This is a genomic window from Nocardia thraciensis, assembly GCF_054782435.1.
In genome coordinates, this window is the sequence record NZ_BAAGSM010000040.1 from 71,189 (window position 1) to 92,985 (window position 21,797).

23 protein-coding genes are annotated in these 21,797 nt (G+C 68.8%); 14 read left to right on the plus strand and 9 right to left on the minus strand.

Annotated elements, in window-relative coordinates:
• Positions 1-127: 127 nt before the first annotated feature.
• Together npt and truB are read left to right on the plus strand one after the other, a co-directional pair.
• Positions 128-823: a 4'-phosphopantetheinyl transferase Npt gene (gene npt / locus ACYVLQ_RS26550; protein ID WP_460700352.1), complete on the plus strand. Its 696-nt coding sequence runs from the start codon at positions 128-130 to the stop codon at positions 821-823.
• Positions 823-1,749, plus strand: coding sequence for a tRNA pseudouridine(55) synthase TruB (truB, locus tag ACYVLQ_RS26555; RefSeq protein WP_460700245.1), 927 nt, complete (start codon positions 823-825; stop codon positions 1,747-1,749). Before npt ends, truB begins: the two co-directional genes overlap by 1 nt.
• Before the next feature lie 141 nt (positions 1,750-1,890).
• On the opposite strand, the gene ACYVLQ_RS26560 is transcribed toward truB, so the two are convergent.
• The 3 genes from ACYVLQ_RS26560 to ACYVLQ_RS26570 are packed head-to-tail and all read right to left on the minus strand — an operon-like array spanning position 1,891 to position 4,031.
• The gene (locus ACYVLQ_RS26560) at positions 1,891-2,550 is read right to left on the minus strand and encodes a GntR family transcriptional regulator (protein WP_460700246.1); all 660 of its coding nucleotides are present in this window, start codon (positions 2,548-2,550) and stop codon (positions 1,891-1,893) included.
• The gene (locus ACYVLQ_RS26565) at positions 2,537-3,280 is read right to left on the minus strand and encodes a maleate cis-trans isomerase family protein (RefSeq protein WP_460700247.1); all 744 of its coding nucleotides are present in this window, start codon (positions 3,278-3,280) and stop codon (positions 2,537-2,539) included. Before ACYVLQ_RS26565 ends, ACYVLQ_RS26560 begins: the two co-directional genes overlap by 14 nt.
• Positions 3,281-3,290: 10 nt before the next feature.
• Entirely contained in the window at positions 3,291-4,031 is a 741-nt protein-coding gene (locus tag ACYVLQ_RS26570) for a maleate cis-trans isomerase family protein (RefSeq protein WP_460700353.1), read from the minus strand.
• Between the two features lie 89 nt (positions 4,032-4,120).
• Here ACYVLQ_RS26570 and ACYVLQ_RS26575 point away from each other — a divergent pair, with 89 nt between their 5' ends.
• The 4 genes from ACYVLQ_RS26575 (at position 4,121) to ACYVLQ_RS26590 (ending at position 7,297) form a co-directional block, all read left to right on the plus strand.
• Positions 4,121-5,086: a D-2-hydroxyacid dehydrogenase gene (locus ACYVLQ_RS26575; RefSeq protein WP_460700248.1), complete on the plus strand. Its 966-nt coding sequence runs from the start codon at positions 4,121-4,123 to the stop codon at positions 5,084-5,086.
• A gap of 14 nt (positions 5,087-5,100) precedes the next feature.
• Positions 5,101-6,501 (plus strand): amidase, encoded by a 1,401-nt coding sequence (locus tag ACYVLQ_RS26580; RefSeq protein ID WP_460700249.1) that lies wholly within the window; start codon positions 5,101-5,103, stop codon positions 6,499-6,501.
• A gap of 197 nt (positions 6,502-6,698) precedes the next feature.
• Positions 6,699-6,983: a hypothetical protein gene (locus ACYVLQ_RS26585; RefSeq protein ID WP_460700250.1), complete on the plus strand. Its 285-nt coding sequence runs from the start codon at positions 6,699-6,701 to the stop codon at positions 6,981-6,983.
• Positions 6,935-7,297, plus strand: a complete 363-nt coding sequence (locus tag ACYVLQ_RS26590; protein WP_460700251.1) for a Uma2 family endonuclease — start codon at positions 6,935-6,937, stop codon at positions 7,295-7,297. The genes ACYVLQ_RS26585 and ACYVLQ_RS26590 overlap by 49 nt, the downstream gene beginning before the upstream one ends.
• 13 nt (positions 7,298-7,310) lie before the next feature.
• Here ACYVLQ_RS26590 and ACYVLQ_RS26595 read toward each other — a convergent pair whose 3' ends face one another.
• Positions 7,311-7,811, minus strand: coding sequence for a DUF3830 family protein (locus ACYVLQ_RS26595; protein WP_460700252.1), 501 nt, complete (start codon positions 7,809-7,811; stop codon positions 7,311-7,313).
• Between the two features lie 10 nt (positions 7,812-7,821).
• On the minus strand, positions 7,822-9,063 hold the full coding sequence (locus ACYVLQ_RS26600; protein WP_460700253.1) for an aspartate aminotransferase family protein: 1,242 nt from the start codon (positions 9,061-9,063) through the stop codon (positions 7,822-7,824).
• A 78-nt stretch (positions 9,064-9,141) separates the two neighbouring features.
• Here ACYVLQ_RS26600 and ACYVLQ_RS26605 point away from each other — a divergent pair, with 78 nt between their 5' ends.
• Both ACYVLQ_RS26605 and ACYVLQ_RS26610 read left to right on the plus strand, forming a co-directional pair.
• Positions 9,142-10,761 carry an NAD-dependent succinate-semialdehyde dehydrogenase gene (locus tag ACYVLQ_RS26605; protein ID WP_460700254.1) on the plus strand — a complete coding sequence of 540 codons (1,620 nt, stop codon included), beginning with the start codon at positions 9,142-9,144 and terminating at the stop codon, positions 10,759-10,761.
• A 91-nt stretch (positions 10,762-10,852) separates the two neighbouring features.
• Positions 10,853-11,914 (plus strand): tartrate dehydrogenase, encoded by a 1,062-nt coding sequence (locus tag ACYVLQ_RS26610; protein WP_460700255.1) that lies wholly within the window; start codon positions 10,853-10,855, stop codon positions 11,912-11,914.
• A 145-nt stretch (positions 11,915-12,059) separates the two neighbouring features.
• On the opposite strand, the gene ACYVLQ_RS26615 is transcribed toward ACYVLQ_RS26610, so the two are convergent.
• Entirely contained in the window at positions 12,060-12,236 is a 177-nt protein-coding gene (locus ACYVLQ_RS26615) for a hypothetical protein (protein WP_460700256.1), read from the minus strand.
• 117 nt (positions 12,237-12,353) lie between these two features.
• Between ACYVLQ_RS26615 and ACYVLQ_RS26620 the strand changes: the two genes are divergently transcribed.
• Entirely contained in the window at positions 12,354-12,851 is a 498-nt protein-coding gene (locus ACYVLQ_RS26620; protein ID WP_460700257.1) for a MarR family winged helix-turn-helix transcriptional regulator, read from the plus strand.
• Here the strand turns inward: ACYVLQ_RS26620 and ACYVLQ_RS26625 are convergent.
• Positions 12,841-13,635 (minus strand): metal-dependent transcriptional regulator, encoded by a 795-nt coding sequence (locus ACYVLQ_RS26625; RefSeq protein WP_460700258.1) that lies wholly within the window; start codon positions 13,633-13,635, stop codon positions 12,841-12,843. The two genes, ACYVLQ_RS26620 and ACYVLQ_RS26625, sit on opposite strands and share 11 nt — an antisense overlap.
• Before the next feature lie 113 nt (positions 13,636-13,748).
• On the opposite strand from ACYVLQ_RS26625, the gene ACYVLQ_RS26630 reads away from it, so the two are divergent.
• From ACYVLQ_RS26630 to ACYVLQ_RS26645, 4 genes are all read left to right on the plus strand, one after another.
• Positions 13,749-14,720: a bifunctional riboflavin kinase/FAD synthetase gene (locus ACYVLQ_RS26630; RefSeq protein ID WP_460700259.1), complete on the plus strand. Its 972-nt coding sequence runs from the start codon at positions 13,749-13,751 to the stop codon at positions 14,718-14,720.
• A 446-nt stretch (positions 14,721-15,166) separates the two neighbouring features.
• Positions 15,167-15,436: a 30S ribosomal protein S15 gene (rpsO, locus tag ACYVLQ_RS26635; protein ID WP_460700260.1), complete on the plus strand. Its 270-nt coding sequence runs from the start codon at positions 15,167-15,169 to the stop codon at positions 15,434-15,436.
• 338 nt (positions 15,437-15,774) lie between these two features.
• Positions 15,775-18,033, plus strand: coding sequence for a polyribonucleotide nucleotidyltransferase (locus tag ACYVLQ_RS26640; protein ID WP_460700261.1), 2,259 nt, complete (start codon positions 15,775-15,777; stop codon positions 18,031-18,033).
• A 109-nt stretch (positions 18,034-18,142) separates the two neighbouring features.
• Positions 18,143-19,423 (plus strand): M16 family metallopeptidase, encoded by a 1,281-nt coding sequence (locus ACYVLQ_RS26645; protein WP_460700262.1) that lies wholly within the window; start codon positions 18,143-18,145, stop codon positions 19,421-19,423.
• A gap of 276 nt (positions 19,424-19,699) precedes the next feature.
• Here the strand turns inward: ACYVLQ_RS26645 and ACYVLQ_RS26650 are convergent, their stop codons facing one another.
• Together ACYVLQ_RS26650 and ACYVLQ_RS26655 are read right to left on the minus strand one after the other, a co-directional pair.
• Positions 19,700-20,122, minus strand: coding sequence for a hypothetical protein (locus tag ACYVLQ_RS26650; RefSeq protein ID WP_460700263.1), 423 nt, complete (start codon positions 20,120-20,122; stop codon positions 19,700-19,702).
• A gap of 9 nt (positions 20,123-20,131) precedes the next feature.
• Positions 20,132-20,467 (minus strand): ArsR/SmtB family transcription factor, encoded by a 336-nt coding sequence (locus tag ACYVLQ_RS26655; RefSeq protein ID WP_460700264.1) that lies wholly within the window; start codon positions 20,465-20,467, stop codon positions 20,132-20,134.
• Positions 20,468-20,559: 92 nt separating this feature from the next.
• On the opposite strand from ACYVLQ_RS26655, the gene ACYVLQ_RS26660 reads away from it, so the two are divergent.
• On the plus strand, positions 20,560-21,795 hold the full coding sequence (locus ACYVLQ_RS26660) for an MFS transporter (protein ID WP_460700265.1): 1,236 nt from the start codon (positions 20,560-20,562) through the stop codon (positions 21,793-21,795).
• Positions 21,796-21,797 lie beyond the last annotated feature (2 nt).

Below are 21,797 nucleotides of genomic sequence, written 5' to 3' on the forward strand. Positions count from 1 at the left end.
GCTCACCGACTGTAGGTGGCCGCGTCGCCGGGCTGCATGTCCCCGGCCCGCCCTCCGTTAGTCTCGGTGGGTAGTGCGGCGGAAGACGAACCAGGAGGCGGTCATCGAGGAGCGGGCGGTACACGGCGTGGGCGAGGGACACAGTGCGCGACCACACCTCCTCGGCAGGATTCTGCCCGCTGGGGTGGCCGCGGCCGAACTGGTGCGTTACCCGGAGGACCTGCGGCCGCATCCCGGCGAGGAACATCTGATCGCGAAGTCGGTGGAGAAGCGCCGGCGCGATTTCATCGGCGCTCGGCACTGCGCGCGGCAGGCGCTGGCCGAGCTGGGGGAGCCGCAGGTGGCCATCGGCAAGGGGGAGCGGGGGATGCCACTGTTCCCGCGCGGCGTGGTCGGCAGCCTCACCCACTGCGACGGCTACCGGGCGGCGGCGCTGGCGCACCGGCTGCGCTGGCGTTCGGTGGGCATCGATGCCGAACCACACGACACGCTGCCCGAGGGGGTGCTGGACTCGGTGAGCCTGGCGCCCGAACGCGACTGGCTGAAGGGGGCGATCCCGGCTACCGGCATGCACCTGGACCGGCTGCTGTTCTGCGCCAAGGAGGCGACCTACAAGGCGTGGTTCCCGCTGACGCTGCGCTGGCTGGGCTTCGAGGACGCGCACATCACCTTCACGATCGACGACGACGGCACCGCCGGGACCTTCCACAGCAAACTGTTGGTACCCGGATCGGCCAACGACGGCGGAGCGCCGCTGACCTCCTTCGACGGGCGCTGGTTGATCAGCGACGGGCTGATCCTGACCGCGATCGTGGCGGGCTGATGGGCGAGCGGCCGACACCGCTGGTGAGTGCGCTCGGCGGACTCCTCGTCGTCGACAAGGACGGCGACATGACGAGCCATGACGTCGTGTCCCGATGCCGGAAGCTGTTGCGCACCCGCAAGATCGGGCATGCGGGGACGCTCGATCCGATGGCGACCGGGGTGCTGGTGCTGGGCGTGGAGCGGGCCACGAAGATGCTCGGACTGCTCAGCCTCACCACCAAGGCCTATACGGCCACGATCCGCCTCGGGCAGGCGACGGTCACCGACGATGCCGAGGGCGAGGTCGTCGCGACCACTCCGGCCGGACATCTCACCGATGCCGAGATCGCCTCCGGCACCGCGGAACTGACCGGCGACATCGAGCAGGTACCGGCCACGGTCAGCGCGATCAAGGTCGACGGCCAGCGGGCCTATGCCCGCGTCCGCGCGGGGGAGGACGTGCGACTGGCCGCGCGCCCGGTCACCGTGAGCCGCTTCGACATCCTGGAGCGCCGCGACATCGACACGGGCGCAGCGTCGTTCGTGGACCTCGATGTGGTCGTCGAATGCTCGTCGGGCACCTACATCCGCGCCTTGGCGCGCGATCTCGGCGAAAAGCTCGGCGTCGGAGGGCATCTCACCGCCCTGCGCCGCACCCGGGTCGGCCCGTTCACCCTCGAACACGCCCGCACTCTCGACCAACTGGCCGACGACCCCGCCCTCGCCCTCGACATCGATTCCGCCGCGCGCCTGGCCTTCCCGCATCGCACGATCACCGCCGCCGAGGAACAATCCCTGCGCGACGGCCGCTGGCTCGATCCCATCGGCATCACCGGCGTGCACGTGGCCCTCACGCCCGACCACCGCGCCATCGCCCTCTTGGAGGAGAAGGGCAAACGCTCCTCCCCGGCCTTCGTCATCCGCCCCCGCGGCCTCCTCGACTGATACACAACCCGCGGGTAATCGGGGTGGCGATGATGATCGCGTTCCTGTCGATCTGCGGCATGACGATGTGCTGTCGTGACGCCATGCTGAACGCGGATGTGACGGTGGAGTACCGCCGGAACGACCTGGGCCACTGGCGTGCTACGCCCGGATCGCCAGCCGTTCGACGGCGTCGTGCATGTGGTCGACCAGGAGTTTGCGGGCGCGGCCGGGGGCTCCGGAGCCGATGGCCTCGCGCAGGTCGGTGTGCTCCTGCACCTGGACGAAGACATCCGGGTACGTGGTTTCCAAGGCGCCCAGGCACATTCGGGTCTCGATGAACAGGGTGCGCGCGGCGCGGGCCAGACGGGGGCTCCCGGCGCTGTCCACCAGAGCCTCGTGGAAGGCGTGGTCGGCATCGGAAACACCTGCCGGATCACCCTTCTCGGCGCAGGCGCGCATCGCGGCGACACTGGGTTCCAGTGCGTCGTAGGCGATCTCGCGACGCCCGTCGAGAACGAGTTCGAGGGCGCCGCCCTCCAGGGCGGCGCGCGACCGGTACACGTCGAGCACATCGTCGAGGGTCAGTTCGATGACGAAGATCCCGCGGTGCCGGATGCTGTGCAGCAGCCCCTCGGAGACCAGTCGCTGCATGGCCTCGCGCACCGGCCCGCGCGACACGTCGAACTGTGTCGCGAGATCGGCCTCCACCAGTTGGGCGCCCGGCTCCAGGGTGCCGCGCATGATGGCCGTGCGCAGCCGGTCGGCAATCATCTCCGCCGTGGATTGCCGATTCACCGGCTCGAATTCAATGACCGGCATGAATCTGCCTTTCCGAGAACAGCTTACCGAGCGCGTCCGAGATCGGCTCGGCCCCGGGCGAATACCCGGCGAGCCGGATGCCCTCCCAGATGGTGACCTGGTTCGCGGTGAGCACCGGCTTGCCGAGGGTAGCCTCCAGCTCCGGCAGCACCGACACGGTGTGCATCGCGGTGTCGGGGATCAGCAGCGCCTCGGCGTCCGGATGATCGTTGGCGACAGCCAGTTTCAGTACCTGCTCGTCGGTGAGCGTGCCCACCTCGGCCGCGGTGTCGATATCCGCGGCCGACATCGACAGCACCCGGATGCCTTCGGCGCCGAGGAAATCGACGAACAGCTTCGAGACGTCATCGGGGTAGCTGGCGCACACCGCCACGGACGAGACGCCCAGCGCCCGAGCGGCATTGACGAACGCGAAGCTGGTGCTCGACGCGGGCACCCCGGCCGCCTCGCTCAGCCCGCGTACCTGTTCGCGGGCGCCTTGCGGCCCGTATACGAAGCTGCCCGAGGTGCAGGCCCACACCACCGCGCTCGGCTGGTACCCGGCCAGCAATTCGGCGCCGTGGCGCAGCTTCTCCGGGCTGCCCAGATCGAGCAGTTCGGGGACGGCGTGCAGATCGGTGCCGTAGATGTGGGCGACCCGCAGATCCGCGCCGAGCAGCCCGGCCGCGCGCGGGAAATCGTCCTCGGCGGCGTGGTCCGGGTAGATGAAACCGATGGTCGGTGTCTGCATGGTGCTTCCCCTAAAAGACGTCCTGGAGCCACTTGCCGGGCCCCATCATGGGTAGTTTCATGCGGCCCAGGCACGCCCACATGGTGAGCTGGTTCGCGGTGAGCACCGGCTTGCCGAGGGCCTGTTCGAGCGGTTCCACGAGGTCGTAGGTGGGCAGGTTGGTACAGCTGACGAAGATCGCCTGGGACTGCGGGTCGTCGGCGTTGATGATGCGCTCGGCGATGGTGCGGTAGCTGACCTTCCAGATGCCGCCGCCGAGCCCCAGGTGATCGGAGCGGATGACCTCGCAGCCGACCTCGCCGAGAAATTCGTGCAATTTGCGGGTGAGGATCTCGTCGTAGGGCGTGAGGACCGAGATCCGGCTCAGCTCCAGCTTGCGGATCGCCTCGACGAGCGCGCCGGAGGTCGTCACCGCGTCCGGCGCGCCCGCGGCGCAGATGGCGTCGCGCAGCGACTGCTCGTAGGCCAGCCCCTTGATGAAACTGCCGGAGCTGCACAGGTAGGCGATCACCTCCGGGTCGACGTGCAGCACGTCGCGGGTGGCCGCGGTGAGGTGCGCCGCGTTCGACACCAGCTCCGCCATCGCCACCGAGACCGGCACCGGTTCGTAGGGAGTGCGGGCCAGGTGCAGGCTCACCTCCAGCGGCGCCCAGCGCCACAGCTCACGCTCCAGGGCCAGGTCGAACGGTGCGATTATCCCGATGCCCCGCTGTGCCACGGGCCCGTCGATATCGGGAAAATTCAGGTCCACCACGACGGCCCCTCTCGCGTTCAGCCAGGCAATCCTCCGCACACGATCGGATTGTTGACAATCATACGATGCGTTTCTAGCCTGTCAATGTGGTTGAGGGCCAAATAGTCACCGTCCTTCACGACGGCACCAGGCCCGATGCGGGGCTCATGCGTCCGGTGGCCGAGCGGGCAACCGTCCGCTACGCCGACTCGCAGGAGCTTCCCGATGCGTTGCGTGGTGCCGACGTGTTGTTCGTGTACGACTTCACGAGTACAGCGGTTCCCGGCGCCTGGGCGTCGGCGGACCGGCTGCGTTGGGTGCATGTCGGCGCCACGGGTGTGGACTCGGTGATGTTCGACGAGCTGATCGACAGCGGGGTCGTCGTCACCAACACCCGCGGCATCTTCGACATGCCGATCGCCGAGTACGTGCTCGCGCAGATCCTGAACTTCGCCAAGGATCTGCCCGAATCGTGGCGGCTGCAGCGGGAGCACCGCTGGCAGCACCGGGAGTCCGAGCGGCTCGCCCACGCCACGGTACTCGTCGTGGGCACCGGATCCATCGGCCGGGCCATCGCCCGCCTGCTGCGTGCGGTCGGGATGGACGTGCGCGGTTTGGGGCGCCGCCCCGCCGCCGCCGACGCGGATTTCGGCACGATCGGCACCGATCTGCACGCCGAGCTGCCGGGCGCCGACTACGTCGTCGCCGTGGCCCCGCTCACGCCGCAGACGCGCCACCTGTTCGACGCGCGGGCTTTTGCCGCCATGAAGCCGCATTCCCGTTTCGTCAACGTCGGTCGTGGGGAACTAGTAGTGACAGACGATCTCGTCGCCGCGCTGCGCAACGGCAGCATCGCGGGTGCGGCGCTCGATGTCGTCGATCCCGAGCCGCTGCCGCCGGGGCACGCGCTGTGGGATCTGCCGAATGTCCGACTCACCCCCCACAATTCCGGTGATGTCGTCGGATGGCGCGGTGACCTCGTCGCCGCGTTCGCCGAGAATTTCCGGAAGTGGATCGATGGTCGGCCACTGGAGAACGTGGTCGATAAGAGGCTGGGGTACGTCCCCAGCTGAAAGGGAATTCAGCCATGGCCCATCCAGATATCGATATCCCCACCGAACCGGCCGCGATGACCGCGGTCGAGCTGGTCACCGCGTACTCCGCCGGTGCGTTGTCGCCCGTCGAGGCGACGCGGGCCGTGCTCGACGCGATCGCCGAGCGCGACGGTGAGCTGAACGCATTCTGTCTGGTGGATCCCGAACGGGCGCTGATGCAGGCCAAGGAGTCCGAGGCGCGCTGGCACTCCGGTCACGTGCAGGGGCTACTGGACGGCGTGCCGATTTCGATCAAGGACATTTTCCTCACCGAGGGCTGGCCGACGCGCCGCGGGTCCACCTCCATCGAGCCGGATGTGCCGTGGCCACTGGACAGTCCGGTCACCGCCCGGCTGCGCGAGGACGGACTGGTGTTCCTGGGCAAGACGACCACGCCGGAGCTGGCGTGGAAGGCGGTCACAGACAGCCCGCTCGCCGGGATCACGCGCAATCCGGTCGATCCGACCAAGACCTGCGGCGGCTCCTCGGGCGGCAGCGCGGTCGCGGTGGCGGCCGGGATGGGACCGCTTTCGGTCGGCACCGACGGCGGTGGCAGCGTGCGCATTCCGGCGTCGTTCTGCGGTGTCGTCGGTTTCAAACCGACGCACGGGCGGATTCCGCTGTATCCGGCCAGCCCCTTCGGGCCGCTGGCGCACGCGGGGCCGTTGACGCGCACGGTCGAGGACGCGGCGCTGCTGATGGACATCCTGTCGCTGCAGGATCCGCGCGATCCCACCGCGCTGGCGCCCACCATCACCACGTTCCGCGGCCAGCTGCAGCGCGATGTGCGCGGGGCGACCGTCGCGTACTCGGCCACGCTCGGCTATGTCGACGTCGATCCCGAGGTGGCGGCCGTGGTCGAGGCCGCGGTGCGACAGCTGGGCGACGCGGGGCTGCGGGTGGTGACCGCCGATCCGGGCTTCAGCGATCCGCTCGAGGCGTTCGAGGACATGTGGGCGGCGGGCGCGGCGACGATGCTGTCGAAGTTCCCCGAGGGCAGCCGCGAGCGTGTCGATCCGGGGCTGGGCGAGGTGTGGGATCGCGGCGCGAGCCTCGATGCCGTCTCGTACCTGGACGCGCGTGGCGTCGCCGCCGAGGTCGGCATCGTGATGGGCGCCTTCCACACCGCCTACGACGTGCTGATCACCCCGACCATGCCGATCCGGCCGTTCGAGGCCGGGCACGACGTGCCCCCGGGCAGCGGGCTGCGCAGCTGGCCGCAGTGGACCCCGTTCACCTACCCGTTCAACCTGACCCAGCAGCCCGCCATCAGCATTCCGGTGGGGACCACCGAGGACGGGCTGCCGGTGGGCCTGCAGATCGTGGGGCCGCGGCACTCCGACGATCTGGTGCTCGCGCTGGCGCGGTTCGCTGAGCAGGTGCTGGCGAGCTGAGCGGCGCCGATCCCCGTATCCCGTCGGCAGGTGTAGTGGACCACCTGTCGGCGGGATACGCTGTGGGGCAGGAAGACCGCCGATCCGGCGAGCCGGGGGCTTGAGCTGGAGCGAGGGACGGCGTGGATGTCCGACAACCAAGCCGTAGACCCTGGAGTACCGCTCGCGGTGGCACTGAGCAGGAACGGAGCGCGGCGATGAGTGAGGCGATTCGCTACGGCGAGGAAATCCAGTACGAGGGGGATCTCCGAGAGTTCGCCGATCGGCTGCTGGAGACTGCCCGGGTCGAATATGTCGAGGAGGGGGTACTGCTCGTCAAGAATCCACCCGGGTTCCAGCACCGCACGATTGTCCGGATGATGGTCCGGGCCATTCTGGCCGCAACGCTGACTGCGTCGGAAGCGCTCGACTGGGCGACGAACGAGAACTATCAGTGGGGGATCTGCCCGATGCCAGCCGCCGATTCTATGTGCCGGATCTGACCGTCATTCATCCCGACGCGACAACCAAGGAAGCCGAACGCGCGGCGATCCAGCTCGTCGTCGAGGTGACATCTCCCGATTCCGAGGACACCGTCCTCAACGACCGGCAGCTCAAACCGAAGCAGTACGCCAAGGCCGGGATCCCGTTCTACCTGCTGGTCGATCAGGAGCTGGGCCGATGGACGCTGTTCGCCCTGGCTCCGGGCTGGCATCGCTACCAGGTCTGCGACGATGGCGACTACGGCGACGACATCGCACTCCCGGAGCCCTTCGGTTTCACGATTCCGACCGGCGAGTGGCCTCGCTGGAAATAGCAGCGGCGAGGCGCTACTCGGATTCCCTTGCGAAGGAGAGGGTTTCGCCCTCCACTCCGCGCAGCCACAAATTGTTGCAGGCCGCGGCGATGTCGGCGAGGCCGTCTTCGATGGTGGCGAAGACGTTGCCCGGTACCCAGCCCTGGTCGCCGTTGATCAGCAGGTTGTTGCGGCCGTAGAACAGCGCGAGATCCGTTGCGCCCTGGGCGTGGTGGGCCTCGGAGTCGGGCTCGTAGCCGTAGGCGGGGTTGCCGATCTCCCACGGTTCGAAGTCGAACAGGCACACGTCGCCGGGAATCGGTGTGACGGTGGGGTTTTCGCGATGCGGTGCCGCGACGATGCGCGGCACCAGCGTGTACACCTCGTTGCGGGCGTACTTGGCGTGGAAGGCGTCGCCCTCCTGCGGCAGCGCATCCCATACCGCCGCGCAGGTGAGCGGTGCCTCGTCCTCCAGAAGCCTTGCGCGGCAGCGCACTCCGGCCTTGGTGAGGGTGATCGTGAGGTAGCGGGCCATCGGGGTCTCCCTACAGTTCGTCCAGCACGGTGGACCAGATGTCGAGGGCGTCGTCGACCTGGTCGGCGGTCACGATCAGCGGCGGAATCATCCGCACCACATTGCTGTAGGCGCCGCAGGTGAGCAACAGCAGGCCATTCTCGTGCGCGAGCCGCTGCGCGGCCGCCGCGGTCGCGGTGTCGGGTTCGCCTGTGGGCGTGGTGAATTCGGTGCCGACCAGCAGACCCAGGCCGCGCACGTCGCCGACGGCCTTGGTGGCGCGCTCGCGCGCTCCGGCGAGCAACTGCCGCCCGCGCTCGGCGGCATTGCCCACCAGCCCTTCGGATTCGATGACGTCGATGGTCGCCAGCGCGGCGGCGCAGGCCACGGCGTTGCCGCCGTAGGTGCCGCCCTGCGAGCCCGGCCAGGCCTTCTCCATCAGCTCGCGGGAGGCGGCGATGCCCGACAGCGGGAAGCCGCTGGCGAGACCCTTCGCGATGGTGATGATGTCCGGGCGGACGTCGAAGTGCTGGTGGCCGAAGAACTTTCCGGTGCGGCCGAAGCCGGTCTGGATCTCGTCGAACACCAGCAGGATGCCGTGCCGGTCCGCGCGTTCGCGCAGGCCCTGGAAGAACCGGGTGTTGCCGGGGATGTAGCCGCCCTCGCCGAGCACCGGCTCGACGAAGAACGCCGCGGTCTCCGCGGGGGATGTCAGCGTGGTCAGCAGGTAGTCCAGCTCGCGCAGCGCGAAGTCGGTGGCCTGCTCCTCGCTCCAGCCGTACCGGTAGGCGGTCGGGAACGGGGCGACGTGCACGCCCGCCATCAGCGGACTGAAGCCCGCGGAGAAACGGGTGCCGGACGTCGTCATGGTGGCGGCGGCGACGGTGCGGCCGTGGAAACCGCCGTGGAACACCACGACATTCGGCCGCCCGGTGGCCTGGCGGACCAGCCGCAGCGCCGCCTCGATCGCCTCGCTGCCGGAATTGGAGAAGAACAGCGAATCCAACCCTTCCGGCAGCACGTCGCCCAGGCGCTCGGTCAGCGCCAGCAGCGGCTTGTGCATGACGGTCGTGTACTGGGCGTGGATGACGCTGGCGATCTGCTTCTGCGCGGCCTCGACCACGCGCGGGTGGCAATGCCCGGTGCTGGTGACGCCGATCCCGGCGGTGAAGTCGAGATAGCGGCGGCCGTCGGTGGCGTAGAGATAACAGCCTTCGCCGTGGTCGACGGTGATCGGTGTGGCCTGCTTGAGGACGGGGGAGAGTGCCGTCATCGTGATCCGCCTTCCGGAGCGTGGAGGGTGCCGCGATCGGTTCCCGCGCGGATTGTCTATTGTCGGATTGTCGACAATATGAATAACATGGCGGGCGGGCCCACAGCAATGGGCCCCGCGGCGGCGGCGCCCGGACATCGAGGCGGGGCCGATCACGAACCGACCGCCGGAACCGGCGGCGACCAAGGTGAGGAGCAGGCGGTGACGCAGATCGACGCGGGCCTGAATCGGGCCGAGACGGACCTGAACCCGGCCGAGCGGGCCGCCATCGACAGCGTGCCCACCGGCCTTTACATCGGCGGGCAGTGGCGCGAGACGGCCGCGACCATGCCGGTCACCGATCCGGCCACGGGGCAGGTGCTGCGTACGGTCGCCGACGCGAGGCCGGAAGACGGTCTCGCCGCACTGGACGCCGCGGCGGCCGCGCAGGCCGACTGGGCCCGCACCTCGCCGCGCGAGCGCAGCGACATTCTGATGCGCGCGCACCGGATGCTGCTGGACGATGCCGACAGGCTGGCCCTGATCGCGACCCTCGAGATGGGCAAGCCGCTCGCGGAGGCGCGGGGCGAGGTCGCCTATGCCGCAGAGTTTTTCCGCTGGTTCGCCGAGGAGGCGGTGCGGCTCGACGGCGGCTACATGACCGCCCCCGCGGGCGGGTCGCGGTTCCTGGTAGCCCGACAGCCCGTGGGGCCGAGCCTGCTCATCACGCCGTGGAACTTCCCGATGGCGATGGCCACCCGCAAGATCGGCCCCGCCCTGGCCGCCGGGTGCACCAGTGTGGTCAAGCCCGCCGAGCAGACGCCACTGTGCACGCTGGCGATCGCCGACATCCTGGGTGCGGCCGGTGTGCCCGCGGGCGTGGTGAACGTGGTCACCACCTCCGATCCGGGCGCGGTGATGACGCCGATGATTCTCGACGAGCGCTCGCGCAAGCTGTCGTTCACCGGATCCACCGCGGTCGGCAAGAAGCTCCTCGAGCAGTGCGCGCAGACGGTCCTGCGCACCTCGATGGAGCTGGGTGGCAACGCGCCGTTCATCGTGTTCGACGACGCCGATCTCGACGCCGCCGTCGAAGGCGCGCTGGCGGCGAAGATGCGCAATATCGGGCAGGCGTGCACCGCCGCGAACCGGATCTTCGTGCAGCGCAACGTCATCGACGACTTCGCGGAACGGCTGGCCGCGCGGATGGCGGAGCTGCCGATCGGTCGCGGCACCGAGCCCGGCGTCGTCGTCGGTCCGCTGATCGACGACGCCGCCGTGGCGAAGGTGACCGAACTGGTGGCCGACGCCCGGGCCCGCGGCGCGCGCGTGCTGCTCGGGGGTGAGGCGCTCGACGGACCCGGGAACTTCTATCCCGCAACGGTTCTCGTCGATGTCCCAGACGATGCGCAGATGTGCCACACCGAGATCTTCGGCCCCGTCGCCAGCCTCACACCTTTCGACACCGAGGACGAGGTGGTCACGCGCGCCAACGACACCCCTTACGGCCTCGTCGGTTACGTGTACACCGAGGGGCTGCGCCGCGGCCTGCGCGTATGCGAGGCGCTCGACAGCGGCATGGTCGGCCTGAACCAGGGCGTGGTATCCAACCCCGCCGCCCCGTTCGGTGGCGTGAAGGAATCCGGCCTCGGCCGCGAGGGCGGCCTCACCGGCATCGACGAGTTCCTCGAAACCAAGTACATCGGCGTGCAAATGTGACGTCGGAAGCGGACGGCCGGGGCAGCTCTCGCTCCGGCCGTTTCGCGCGGGAAGGCAACGGCGAGAACTGATCGGGTACGAGGGAGTACAGGTGAGCACCTACCGCATAGCGACCATCCCGGGTGATGGCATCGGGGTCGACGTGACCGCGGAGGCGGTCAAGGTGGTGGATGCCGTGCTGCCTGGGATCGAGTGGACCGAATTCGACTGGTCCTGTGAGCAATACCTGCGCACCGGCGCCATGATGCCGCCGGACGGGGTGCGGCAGCTCGCCGGATTCGACGCGATTCTGCTGGGCGCCGTGGGCTTTCCGGGTGTGCCCGACCATATCTCGCTGTGGGGCTTGCTGATTCCGCTGCGGCGAGCCTTCGGCCAGTACGTGAATCTGCGGCCCGTGCGACTGCTGCCCGGCACCGAATCCGCGCTGCGCAACCGTACCGCCGACGAACTGGATATGCTGATCGTGCGGGAGAACTCCGAGGGGGAGTACTCGGAACTCGGCGGCACCCACAACCCGGGGCGCCCCGAGGAGTTCGTGCTGCAGGAATCGGTGTTCACCCGCGTGGGCTGCGAGCGCATCATCCGCTATGCGTTCGAGCGGGCCCGCGAGCGCAACGGCAGGCTGTGCTCGGCCACCAAGTCCAACGGGTTGATCCACTCGATGCCGTACTGGGACAGCGTCTTCGACAGCATCGCCACCGAGTATCCGGACGTGGAAACCCGCCGGATGCACGTGGACGCCCTCGCCGCCGAGATCGTGCTGCACCCGGACCGCCTCGACGTGATCGTCGCCTCGAACCTGTTCGGCGACATCCTCTCCGACCTCGCCGCCGCCGTCACCGGCGGACTGGGCCTCGCCCCGTCGGGAAATATCAACCCGCGCAACGACGCCCCTTCCATGTTCGAGGCCGTCCACGGCAGCGCCCCCGACATCGCGGGCGAGGGCATCGCCAACCCCGTGGCCCAAATCCTCGCCGCCGCAATGATGCTGGAGCAACTGGGCGAGCACACCGCGGCCGCCGCCATCGACCGCGCCGTCCGCGACACCCTCGCCGAGGGCACCACCCGCACCCCCGACCTCGGCGGCACCGGCACCACCACCGAACTGGGCACCGCCATAGCTAAACGCGCCACCGACCTCACCACCCCCTGACCGCACCTACCGGTCGGCAGAGGCCCCAACCCCCGCACCCCCTGCGAGTTCCCGCACCCGGTGCGAGCGTTGCAGGGGGTGCGGGAAGGAATGCGGGGTGCGTGGGTTCGGCTCTGCCGACTGGTAGGTGGTTGGTGGCCGGGTGTCAGGCCACTGGTTGCTCGACCGCCGGTGTGGGAGTGGGGCGGGCGACGAATGCGGTGGTGACGAGGATTGTCGGCGCGATGATCACGTTCACCATCGTGATGTCCACGACGATCAGCGCCACGCCGAGCGATACGGCGACGAGCCCGAACCACCGCCACCGCGCAGGTGTATCCACCTCGGAATGCAATGTATCTCCATCGTAAAGTAACTTTATGGTGAAGGTAAATGGAAGCGGGTAAGTGGTCAATCCGGATCGGGCGGAGTGGTGGCGACAGTGACGAAGGAGGCGGCGATGCCGAGGGGCGAGCGCGAGGACGTCGCGGCGCGGCGGGAGCGCCTGGTCGAGGAGCTGAGGGCCTATGGCGCGAGCTTCACCGAGCTGGGGCGCCGCTTCGCGGAGGTGCTCGGCGTGCACCCCACCGACGCCTTCGCGCTGCTGGAGATCGCCTCGGCCGAGAGTCGCGGCGCCCCGCTGTCACCCGCGCTGCTGGGTCGCCGCATCGCGCTCTCGTCGGGCGCGATGACCGCCTCCCTCAATCGCCTCGAACGGGCCGGATTGGTCTCGCGCACAAGGGAACACAGCGATCGGCGGATCGTCACGTTGCGGGCCGCCGCGAAGGTGGGTCAGGCGGGTGCGGAATTCTTCGGCCCGATCAACCGTCGACAGGACGCGGTGCTGGCCGAGTATCCGCCCGAACTGCTCGAGCAGTTCGAAACTCTCGTAGGGCGACTGCGCGAGACGATCGACGACCGGCTCGCCGGGCCCGGCCCGGACCGACTCAGTGGATGAGCCAGATGGCGTCCGCGGCCGGGCTGCCCAGATCGATGGTGCGGTCGCCGATTCGGATGGCGATGGTGCCCGCGAAGTCGCGGCGCTCCACCACCGAGATCGGGGTGTCCAGGGCGATGCCGACCGAGTCGAAGTAGCGCAGCATGGCCGGGTCGAAGTCGGAAATCCTTGCCACGCGCCCGGATTCGCCCGCCTGGAAGTGGCTGAGCTGGCGGGCGGGCGGCGTGGGGACGGCGCCGTCGGCCGAGGGGATCGGGTCGCCGTGCGGGTCCCGGTCGGGGTGGCCGAGCTTGGCGTCGATACGTGCCATGAGGGTCTCCGAGACCGCGTGCTCGAGCACCTCGGCCTCGTCGTGCACCTCGTCCCAGCCGTAGCCGAGCTCGTTGACCAGGAACGTCTCGATCAGCCGATGCCGCCGCACCATCGCGACGGCGGCGCGGCGGCCCAGGCCGGTGAGGGTGATCGAACCGTAGCGGGCGTGCTCGACCAGACCCTGATCGGCGAGCTTGCGCACCGCCTCGGACACCGTGGACGCCGAGACGCCGATGCGCTCGGCGAGCAGCTTCGTCGACACCTTCTCCTGCGACCACTCCTGGGCCGTCCAGATCACCTTCAGATAGTCCTGGGCGACGGAGGAGAGCACCGGGGCCAGCGTGTTCTCGCTGGTGGTGTCGACCGCCTCGCTGCTGTTCTCACCCTCGGATTCCTGTGTCGCGGAGGGATCGACCAGCTCGCGGCGGGTGGCGATGTCTCGTTTTCCGGGCACGTTTCCGAGCTTATGCATACCTTGCCCGCTTTCCCACACCGGCACGCGCAGTCCCAGGCCCGGGTGACGGCCGCGTGAACAACCCCACCGCCGCATACTGTCCGTGACCCGGCTTGCGTAGGCTGCCGGGTGTGCAGAGATGGCGAAGTCTCGAGGACATTCCCCCGGACTGGGGCCGGTGCGTGCTCACGATCGGAGTGTTCGACGGAGTGCACCGCGGTCACGCCCAGTTGATCGGCCGCGCCGTGAAATCCGCCGCCGTGCGCGGCGTGCCGTCGGTGCTGATGACCTTCGATCCGCACCCCATGGAGGTGGTGCGGCCCGGTTCGCACCCCGCGCAGCTGACCACCCTGACCCGGCGCGCCGACCTGGTTGAGGAACTGGGCGTCGACGTGTTCTGCGTGATGCCGTTCACCCACGAGTTCATGAAGCTGACGCCGACCCGCTACGTGCACGACCTGCTGGTCGAGAAGCTGCACGTCACCGAGGTGGTGATCGGCGACAACTTCACCTTCGGCAAGAAGGCGGCGGGCACCGTCGACACCATGCGTGAGCTGGGCGGCCGGTTCGGGTTCGAGGTCGACGGGGTGAAGCTGGTCAGCGAGCACGCGGTCACGTTCTCCTCCACCTACATTCGCGCCTGCGTCGACGCGGGGGATATGGCCGCGGCCGCCGACGCGCTGGGCCGTCCGCACCGGGTCGAGGGCGTGGTCGTGCACGGCGACGGCCGCGGCCGCGAACTCGGCTTCCCGACCGCGAACGTGGCGCCGCCGATGCACGCGGCCATCCCCGCCGATGGCGTCTACGCGGGCTGGTTCACCGTGCTGAGCCCGGGCCAGACGGTCGGCACCACGGTCCCGGGCAAGCGGGCCATGGCGGCCATCTCGGTGGGTACGAACCCGACCTTCTCCGGCCGCACCCGCACCGTCGAGGCCTACGTACTCGACGCCGACATAGACCTCTACGGCCAGCACGTAGCAGTCGACTTCGTCGAGCACGTCCGCGGCATGCGCAAATTCGCCTCGGTCGACGAATTGATCGTGGCGATGGGCCGGGACGTGGAGCAGACCCGCAAGATCTTGGCCACCACAGACCACGAGTAAGCCTGGCCCCCATCGTTCCCGGCAACCGATCCTTGCCCCACGGCCCCAGGGGGCCGTGGGGCAAGGAATGTGGGGTGCTGGGGCGTGGGCAAGGAATGTGGGGTGCTGGGGCGTGGGCAAGGAATGTGGGGTGCTGGGGCGTGGGCAAGGAATGTGGGGTGCTGGGGCGTGGGCAAGGAATGTGGGGTGCTGGGGCGTGGGCAAGGAATGTGAGGTGCCGGGGCGTGGGCAAGGAATGATGAGGCGGACTGGTCGTCCCAGCATTCCCCCGCCTCACGGCCCCCTAGGGCCGTGAGGCGGGGATCGCACGACGCGAACCGGGGGCATTTTCGCTTGTCGAGGGCGGTCCGGTAGACTCGCTCGTCGGGTTTGCTGCGGTCCGCGGTGGCGCCCGCCCGGGGTTTCCCGGTTCTTCCGAGCGCGGACTGGAAAGCAGGAGTGAATTCGTGGCGCTGACCACCGAGCAGAAGAAGGCGATCCTCGCCGACTACGGAGTGCACGAGAAGGACACCGGTTCGCCGGAGGCCCAGATCGCGATGCTGACCAAGCGCATCTCCGATATCACCGAGCACCTGAAGAAGCACAAGCACGATCACCACACCCGCCACGGCCTGATGCAGCTCATCGGCCGTCGGAAGCGCCTGTCGAAGTACCTGGCGGACAAGGACATCGAGCGTTACCGTGCACTGATCGAGCGGCTCGGACTGCGTCGCTGATCTACTAGCGACACACGATCTGCACAGGGCAGTTCGCATGGCAGCCGACGGGGAAGCATAGAATCCCCCCGTCGGCTGGTCGTGTATAGGGACAGACGTCCCCGTGCGCGACACGACACAGCCGTACGCACCCGTCGCGTGGCGTCGGTCTTCGGTAGTGGCTTTTCGGCACGACAGCCCGGAAGGCTTCGATCGTTGACCGCCTCCGCGTCGCCGCCTCCAACGGGAATTCGGCCGGGTGTGCGCGCTGGTACGCGCCCAAACCGGGTACGGCTGACGACAGCCGGATCGCGCAGAGCTGCGCTGGATCCGGCGAGACGAGAGGTTGAGAAGAGAAAATGTCAGACACAGTGACCAGTTCTGCCGTCGAGGTCGAACCCGGCGTATTCGAGTCGGTAGCCCTGATCGATAACGGCAGCTACGGCACTCGTACCATCCGCTTCGAGACCGGCCGCCTGGCCAAGCAGGCCGCGGGCTCGGTCGTCGCCTACCTGGACGACGAGACCATGCTGCTGTCCGCGACCACCGCGGGTAAGCACCCCAAGGATCAGTTCGACTTCTTCCCGCTGACGGTGGACGTCGAGGAGCGCATGTACGCCGCGGGCCGCATCCCCGGCTCGTTCTTCCGGCGCGAGGGCCGCCCCTCCACCGACGCGATCCTCACCTGCCGCCTGATCGACCGCCCGCTGCGCCCGTCGTTCGTCGACGGCCTGCGCAACGAGATCCAGGTCGTGGTGACCGTGATGAGCCTGGATCCCAAGGATCTCTACGACGTGGTCGCCATCAACGCGGCCTCGGCGTCGACGCAGATCTCGGGCCTGCCGTTCTCCGGCCCGATCGGCGGCGTGCGGGTGGCCCTGATCGAGGGTCAGTGGGTGGCGTTCCCGACCGTCGAGCAGCTGGAGTCGGCCGTGTTCGACATGGTGGTCGCCGGTCGCGTGGTCGACGGTGACGTCGCGATCATGATGGTCGAGGCGGAGGCCACCGACAACGTCATCGCGCTGGTCGAGGGCGGCGCGTCGGCGCCGACAGAAACCATTGTGGCCGAGGGCCTCGAGGCCGCCAAGCCGTTCATCGCCCGGCTGTGCAAGGCGCAGCAGGACCTGGCCGAGAAGGCCGCCAAGCCGACCGAGGAATTCCCGCTGTTCCCGCCCTACCAGGACGACGTGTACACCGCCGTCGAGGGCACCGCGAAGAACCCGCTCGGCGCGGCGCTGTCCATCCCCGGCAAGCAGGAGCGCGAGGAGAAGATCGACGAGATCAAGCTCGAGGTCCTCTCCAGCCTGGCCGAGGATTTCGAGGGCCGCGAGAAGGAGATCGGCGCGGCGTTCCGCTCGGTCACCAAGAAGCTGGTGCGCCAGCGCATCCTGTCCGACGGCTTCCGCATCGACGGCCGCGGCCTGGCCGATATCCGCGCGCTGTCGGCCGAGGTGGCCGTGGTGCCGCGGGCGCACGGCTCGGCGCTGTTCGAGCGCGGCGAGACCCAGATCATGGGCGTCACCACCCTCGACATGGTGAAGATGGCGCAGCAGGTCGACTCGCTCGGCCCGGAGACCTCCAAGCGCTACATGCACCACTACAACTTCCCGCCGTTCTCCACCGGCGAGACCGGCCGCGTCGGCTCGCCGAAGCGCCGCGAGATCGGCCACGGCGCGCTGGCCGAGCGCGCGCTGATCCCGGTGCTGCCCTCGCAGGACGACTTCCCGTACGCCATCCGCCAGGTCTCGGAGGCGCTGGGCTCCAACGGTTCCACCTCGATGGGCTCGGTGTGCGCCTCCACCCTGTCGCTGCTGAACGCCGGTGTGCCCCTGAAGGCGCCGGTGGCCGGTATCGCGATGGGCCTGGTGTCCGACACCGTGGGTGACGAGGTCCGCTACGTGGCGCTGACCGACATCCTCGGCGCCGAGGACGCCTTCGGCGATATGGACTTCAAGGTCGCGGGCACCCCGGAGTTCGTCACCGCGCTGCAGCTGGACACCAAGCTCGACGGCATCCCGTCGAAGGTGCTCGCGGGTGCGCTCAACCAGGCCCGCGACGCGCGCCTGACCATCCTGGACGTGATGGCCGAGGCCATCGCCACCCCCGACGAGATGAGCCCGTACGCGCCGCGCGTCACCGCGATCAAGATCCCGGTCGACAAGATCGGCGAGGTCATCGGGCCCAAGGGCAAGATGATCAACCAGATCACCGAGGACACCGGCGCCAACATCTCGATCGAGGACGACGGCACCGTGTTCGTGGGCGCGACCGACGGACCGTCGGCGCAGGCCGCGATCGACGCGATCAACGCGATCGCCAACCCGCAGATGCCGAAGGTCGGCGAGCGCTTCCTGGGCACGGTCGTCAAGACCACTGCCTTCGGCGCGTTCGTCTCGCTGCTGCCGGGTCGCGACGGCCTGGTGCACATCTCGAAGCTGGGCAACGGCAAGCGGGTCGGCAAGGTCGAGGACGTGGTGAACGTCGGCGACAAGATCCGCGTCGAGATCGCCGATATCGATAACCGGGGCAAGATCTCGCTGGTTCCGGTCGAGGAAGAGGACGCGGCGGCCGCGTCGACTTCCGATAACACTGCTGCGGTAGAGGCCGGTGCCGAGTAATCATTTCGGTGTGACGAAGAAGAAGACGACACCCCCCTCGCTCCTTACCGAGCAGGGGGGTTCTTCTCTCCGACTCGCTCCTACGGACGCCCCGCTCGCCGATACCGGCGTGCGACGCACCGTGTTGCCCGGCGGGCTGCGAGTCGTGACCGAACATGTGCCGGGTGTACGGTCGGCCTCCATCGGGGTGTGGGTCGGCGTGGGATCGCGCGACGAGGGCCCGACGGTGGCCGGCGCCGCGCATTTCCTCGAACATCTGCTGTTCAAGCAAACCCCGACGCGGTCGGCGCTGGATATCGCCCAGGCCATGGACGCGGTCGGCGGCGAGCTGAACGCGTTCACCGCCAAGGAGCAGACCTGTTACTACGCGCACGTGCTGGACGAGGATCTGCCGCTGGCGGTGGACCTGGTGTCGGATGTGGTGCTCAACGGGCTGTGCCGGGCGGAGGACGTCGCCGTGGAGCGGCAGGTGGTGCTCGAGGAGATCTCGATGCGCGACGACGATCCGGAGGACATGGTCGGCGACGCGTTCCTCGGCGCGCTGTTCGGCGATCATCCGGTCGGGCGGCCGGTGATCGGGACCGTCGAATCCATCGAGGAGATGACCGCGGCGCAGCTGCGCGGCTTCCATCTGCGGCGGTACCGGCCGGACCGGATGGTGGTCGCGGTGGCGGGCAATGTCGAGCACGAGCACACGGTGGAGCTGATCCATCGCGCGTTCGCCGGGCGGCTCGATCCGGCGCGGGGCCCGGCGCCGCGGCGCGAGGGACACTTCCGCACCCGCACCCAGCCGCAGCTGCAGCGGATCTACCGCGATAGCGAGCAGGCGCACCTGGTATTCGGGGTGCGGGCGTTCGGGCGGCACGAGGGCGAGAAGCGCTGGCCGCTGTCGGTGCTGAACACGGTGCTCGGCGGCGGGCTCAGTTCCCGTCTGTTCCAGCGCATCCGGGAGGAACGGGGCTTGGCGTACTCGGTGTACTCCGGCGTCGACACCTTCGCCGATACGGGCGCGTTCTCGGTGTATCTGGGGTGCCAGCCCGAAAACCTCGGGGAGGTCACCAGTTTGGCGCGCGGGGTGCTGGAAGAGGTTGCCGCGGACGGGATCACCGACGCCGAATGCGCGCGGGCGAAGGGTTCGCTGCGCGGGGGACTGGTGCTGGGACTGGAGGATTCCGGTTCCCGCATGAACCGCATCGGCCGCAGCGAACTCAGCTACGGCAATCACCGCAGCGTGTCCGACACCCTGACCCGGATCGACGCCGTGACGACCGACGAGGTGTCGGCGGTGGCGCGGCAACTGCTCGCGCGCCCGTTCGCGGCGTCGGTGGCGGGCCCGTACCGCCGCACCCGGGACCTGCCGTCGGCGGTCCGGAGGCTGGTGCGCGACTGACCTGTTCGCCTACCTCGAGGTAGGCATCCGACAGGACAGTGCGTACTTGCTGCTGCCCGCACTGCTCGGATTATTACGGCCCTGATCGAGCTACCGCGCAAACCTGCGTAGCCCCCGGCCCGGTATCGCAATTCCGGCACGCTTTGGCCGGAATCCACTGCGACGGCGGTGTGGATCCCGACCAAAAGCATGTCGGGAATCGTGGTGATGGCGTGCTGGGAATGGTGGTGATGGCGTGCCGGGGTGATGGTTGGTGGACCGCGTGCTGTTGCAGCGTCAGTTCGGTGGCGGTGGGGTGACGGATTCGGTTGGGGGGATGGGGGTTTCGTGGACCGATCGCCAGAAGTAGAGCTGGCCGTCGGTGATCAGGGTCGCGGTGACGCGGCGGCGGGTTCGGGTGTCGCCGTAGCGGTTCTCGGCGACGAAGCGGAGCACGACCAGGGTGGAGGCGCGGGCGACCTCCTCGACATCGGAGATGTCGATCTCCATGCCGGGCTGGGCGTTGCGGGATTTCCAGACGCCGCTCAGCAGGGCGTCGCGGTCCACGGCGTCGCCGGTGGTGACCACGGCCGAGAACTTGTCGTCCAGGGCATTGGCGAACCGGTCGAACACCTTCGGCGCCGCGTCGGTGCCCAGCCATTCGGCGAGATCGGAGTGCAGTGCCACGACCACGTCGGTCAGCTCGGAGATCGGCGACATCTGGGCAGGCTAAGCCTTCTCGGCCTGCTCGGACCGATTCGCCGCGCCGACGACCGCATCGAGCAGGCCGGGCAGCTCCCGGTCCACCTCCGCGGCGCGCAGCCGGGCGAAGGTCTGGCCGTCCTCGACGATCTTCTCGGTGAGCCCCGCATAGCGCAGCGTCTTGAGGTGATGGGTCGCGGTCGACTTGTTGATCGTGTCGTAGAGCAGGCCGCAGCGCATCGCCGTACCGGCGTTGGCCAGTCGGCGCACCATCTCCAGGCGCACCGGATCGTGCAGCGCGTCGAGCACGGCCTGTACCGAGCCGACCGGGAATGCCTCCACGGTGCGTTTGGTTTCCGTCATGATCTACCTCACCGGCGGTTTGATGGGAATCGTACCGGCGTTAGGGTGGTTGGGTTCGATCGTAATCAAACCTACCTGATGGAGAGCTAGCGATGGCAGCGACTGTGGCTGTTTCCCCGGTCGAGCGGACGTCACAACCCTGGGCCTACGCCCTGATTCTGGTGGCCAGCGGCGTCGCGCTCGGAGTGTCCGGCGCGCCGGCGCCCCTGTACGGCCTCTACCAGCAGGAGTGGCACTTCACGCCGCTGACGACCACGATCGTGTTCGCCGTGTACGCGATCGCCGCGCTCGGCGCGGTGCTCGTGTCGGGGAAGATCTCCGACGTGGTAGGCCGCAAGCCGGTGCTGCTGGGCGCGCTGGCCACCATGATCGTCGGCCTGGCGGTGTTCCTGCTGGCGGACAACGTCGCCATGCTGCTGGTGGCCCGGGCGCTGCACGGCATCGCGGTCGGGGCGACCGTGGTGTCCGGCGCGGCGGCGCTGCTGGATCTGCGGCCCAGGAACGGCGCGCGCTCCGGGCAGCTGACGGGTGTGGCCTTCAACGTCGGTATGGCCGTGGCGATTCTGGGCTCGGCGCTGCTGGCACAGTATGTGCCGCATCCGCTCCGCACCCCCTACCTGGTGATCACCGTGCTGTGCGTGCTGATCGGGGTCGGCGTGGTGGTGATGGAGGAGACCCACACCAAGCGCGTCTCCGGGCCCATCCGGATCGCCAAACCGGCTGTGCCGCAGGAGATCCGCGCCGATTTCTGGTTCTCGGCGCTGGGTGTGATGGCGGCCTGGTCGGTGCTGGGCGTGCTGCTGTCGCTGTATCCGACGCTGGCCGCGGACAAGACCGGCGTGCACAACCTGGTGTTCGGCGGCGCGGTCGTCGCCTCCACCGCGACCGCGGGCGCGCTGGCGCAACTGTTCGCCACCGGAATTCCGGCCCGGCGCGCGGCCATCGGCGGCGATACCGGCATGGCGATCGCGCTGGTGCTGACCATTCCGGCGCTGGCGACGCACAACTGGGTGGTGGTGCTGATCGCCGGTGTGCTGCTGGGCGGCACCTTCGGGCTGGGCTTCGGCGGATCGCTGCGGCATCTGTCCAACGTTGTGCCGCACCACAAGCGGGGTGAGACCATGTCGGCGTACTACCTGCTCGCGTACACCTCGATGGCGCTGCCGACCATCGTGGCCGGGTGGGCGGCGACCACGTGGGGTATGGGGACGGTGTTCCCGTGGTTCGTGGCGGTGGTCGCGGTCGCGTGCCTGGTGGCGGCGGGTATCGGGGTGCGGGGGAGCCGCGTGGCGGCGCGCGCGAGCGCGGCGGAGCGGGTGCGTGCCTGAAA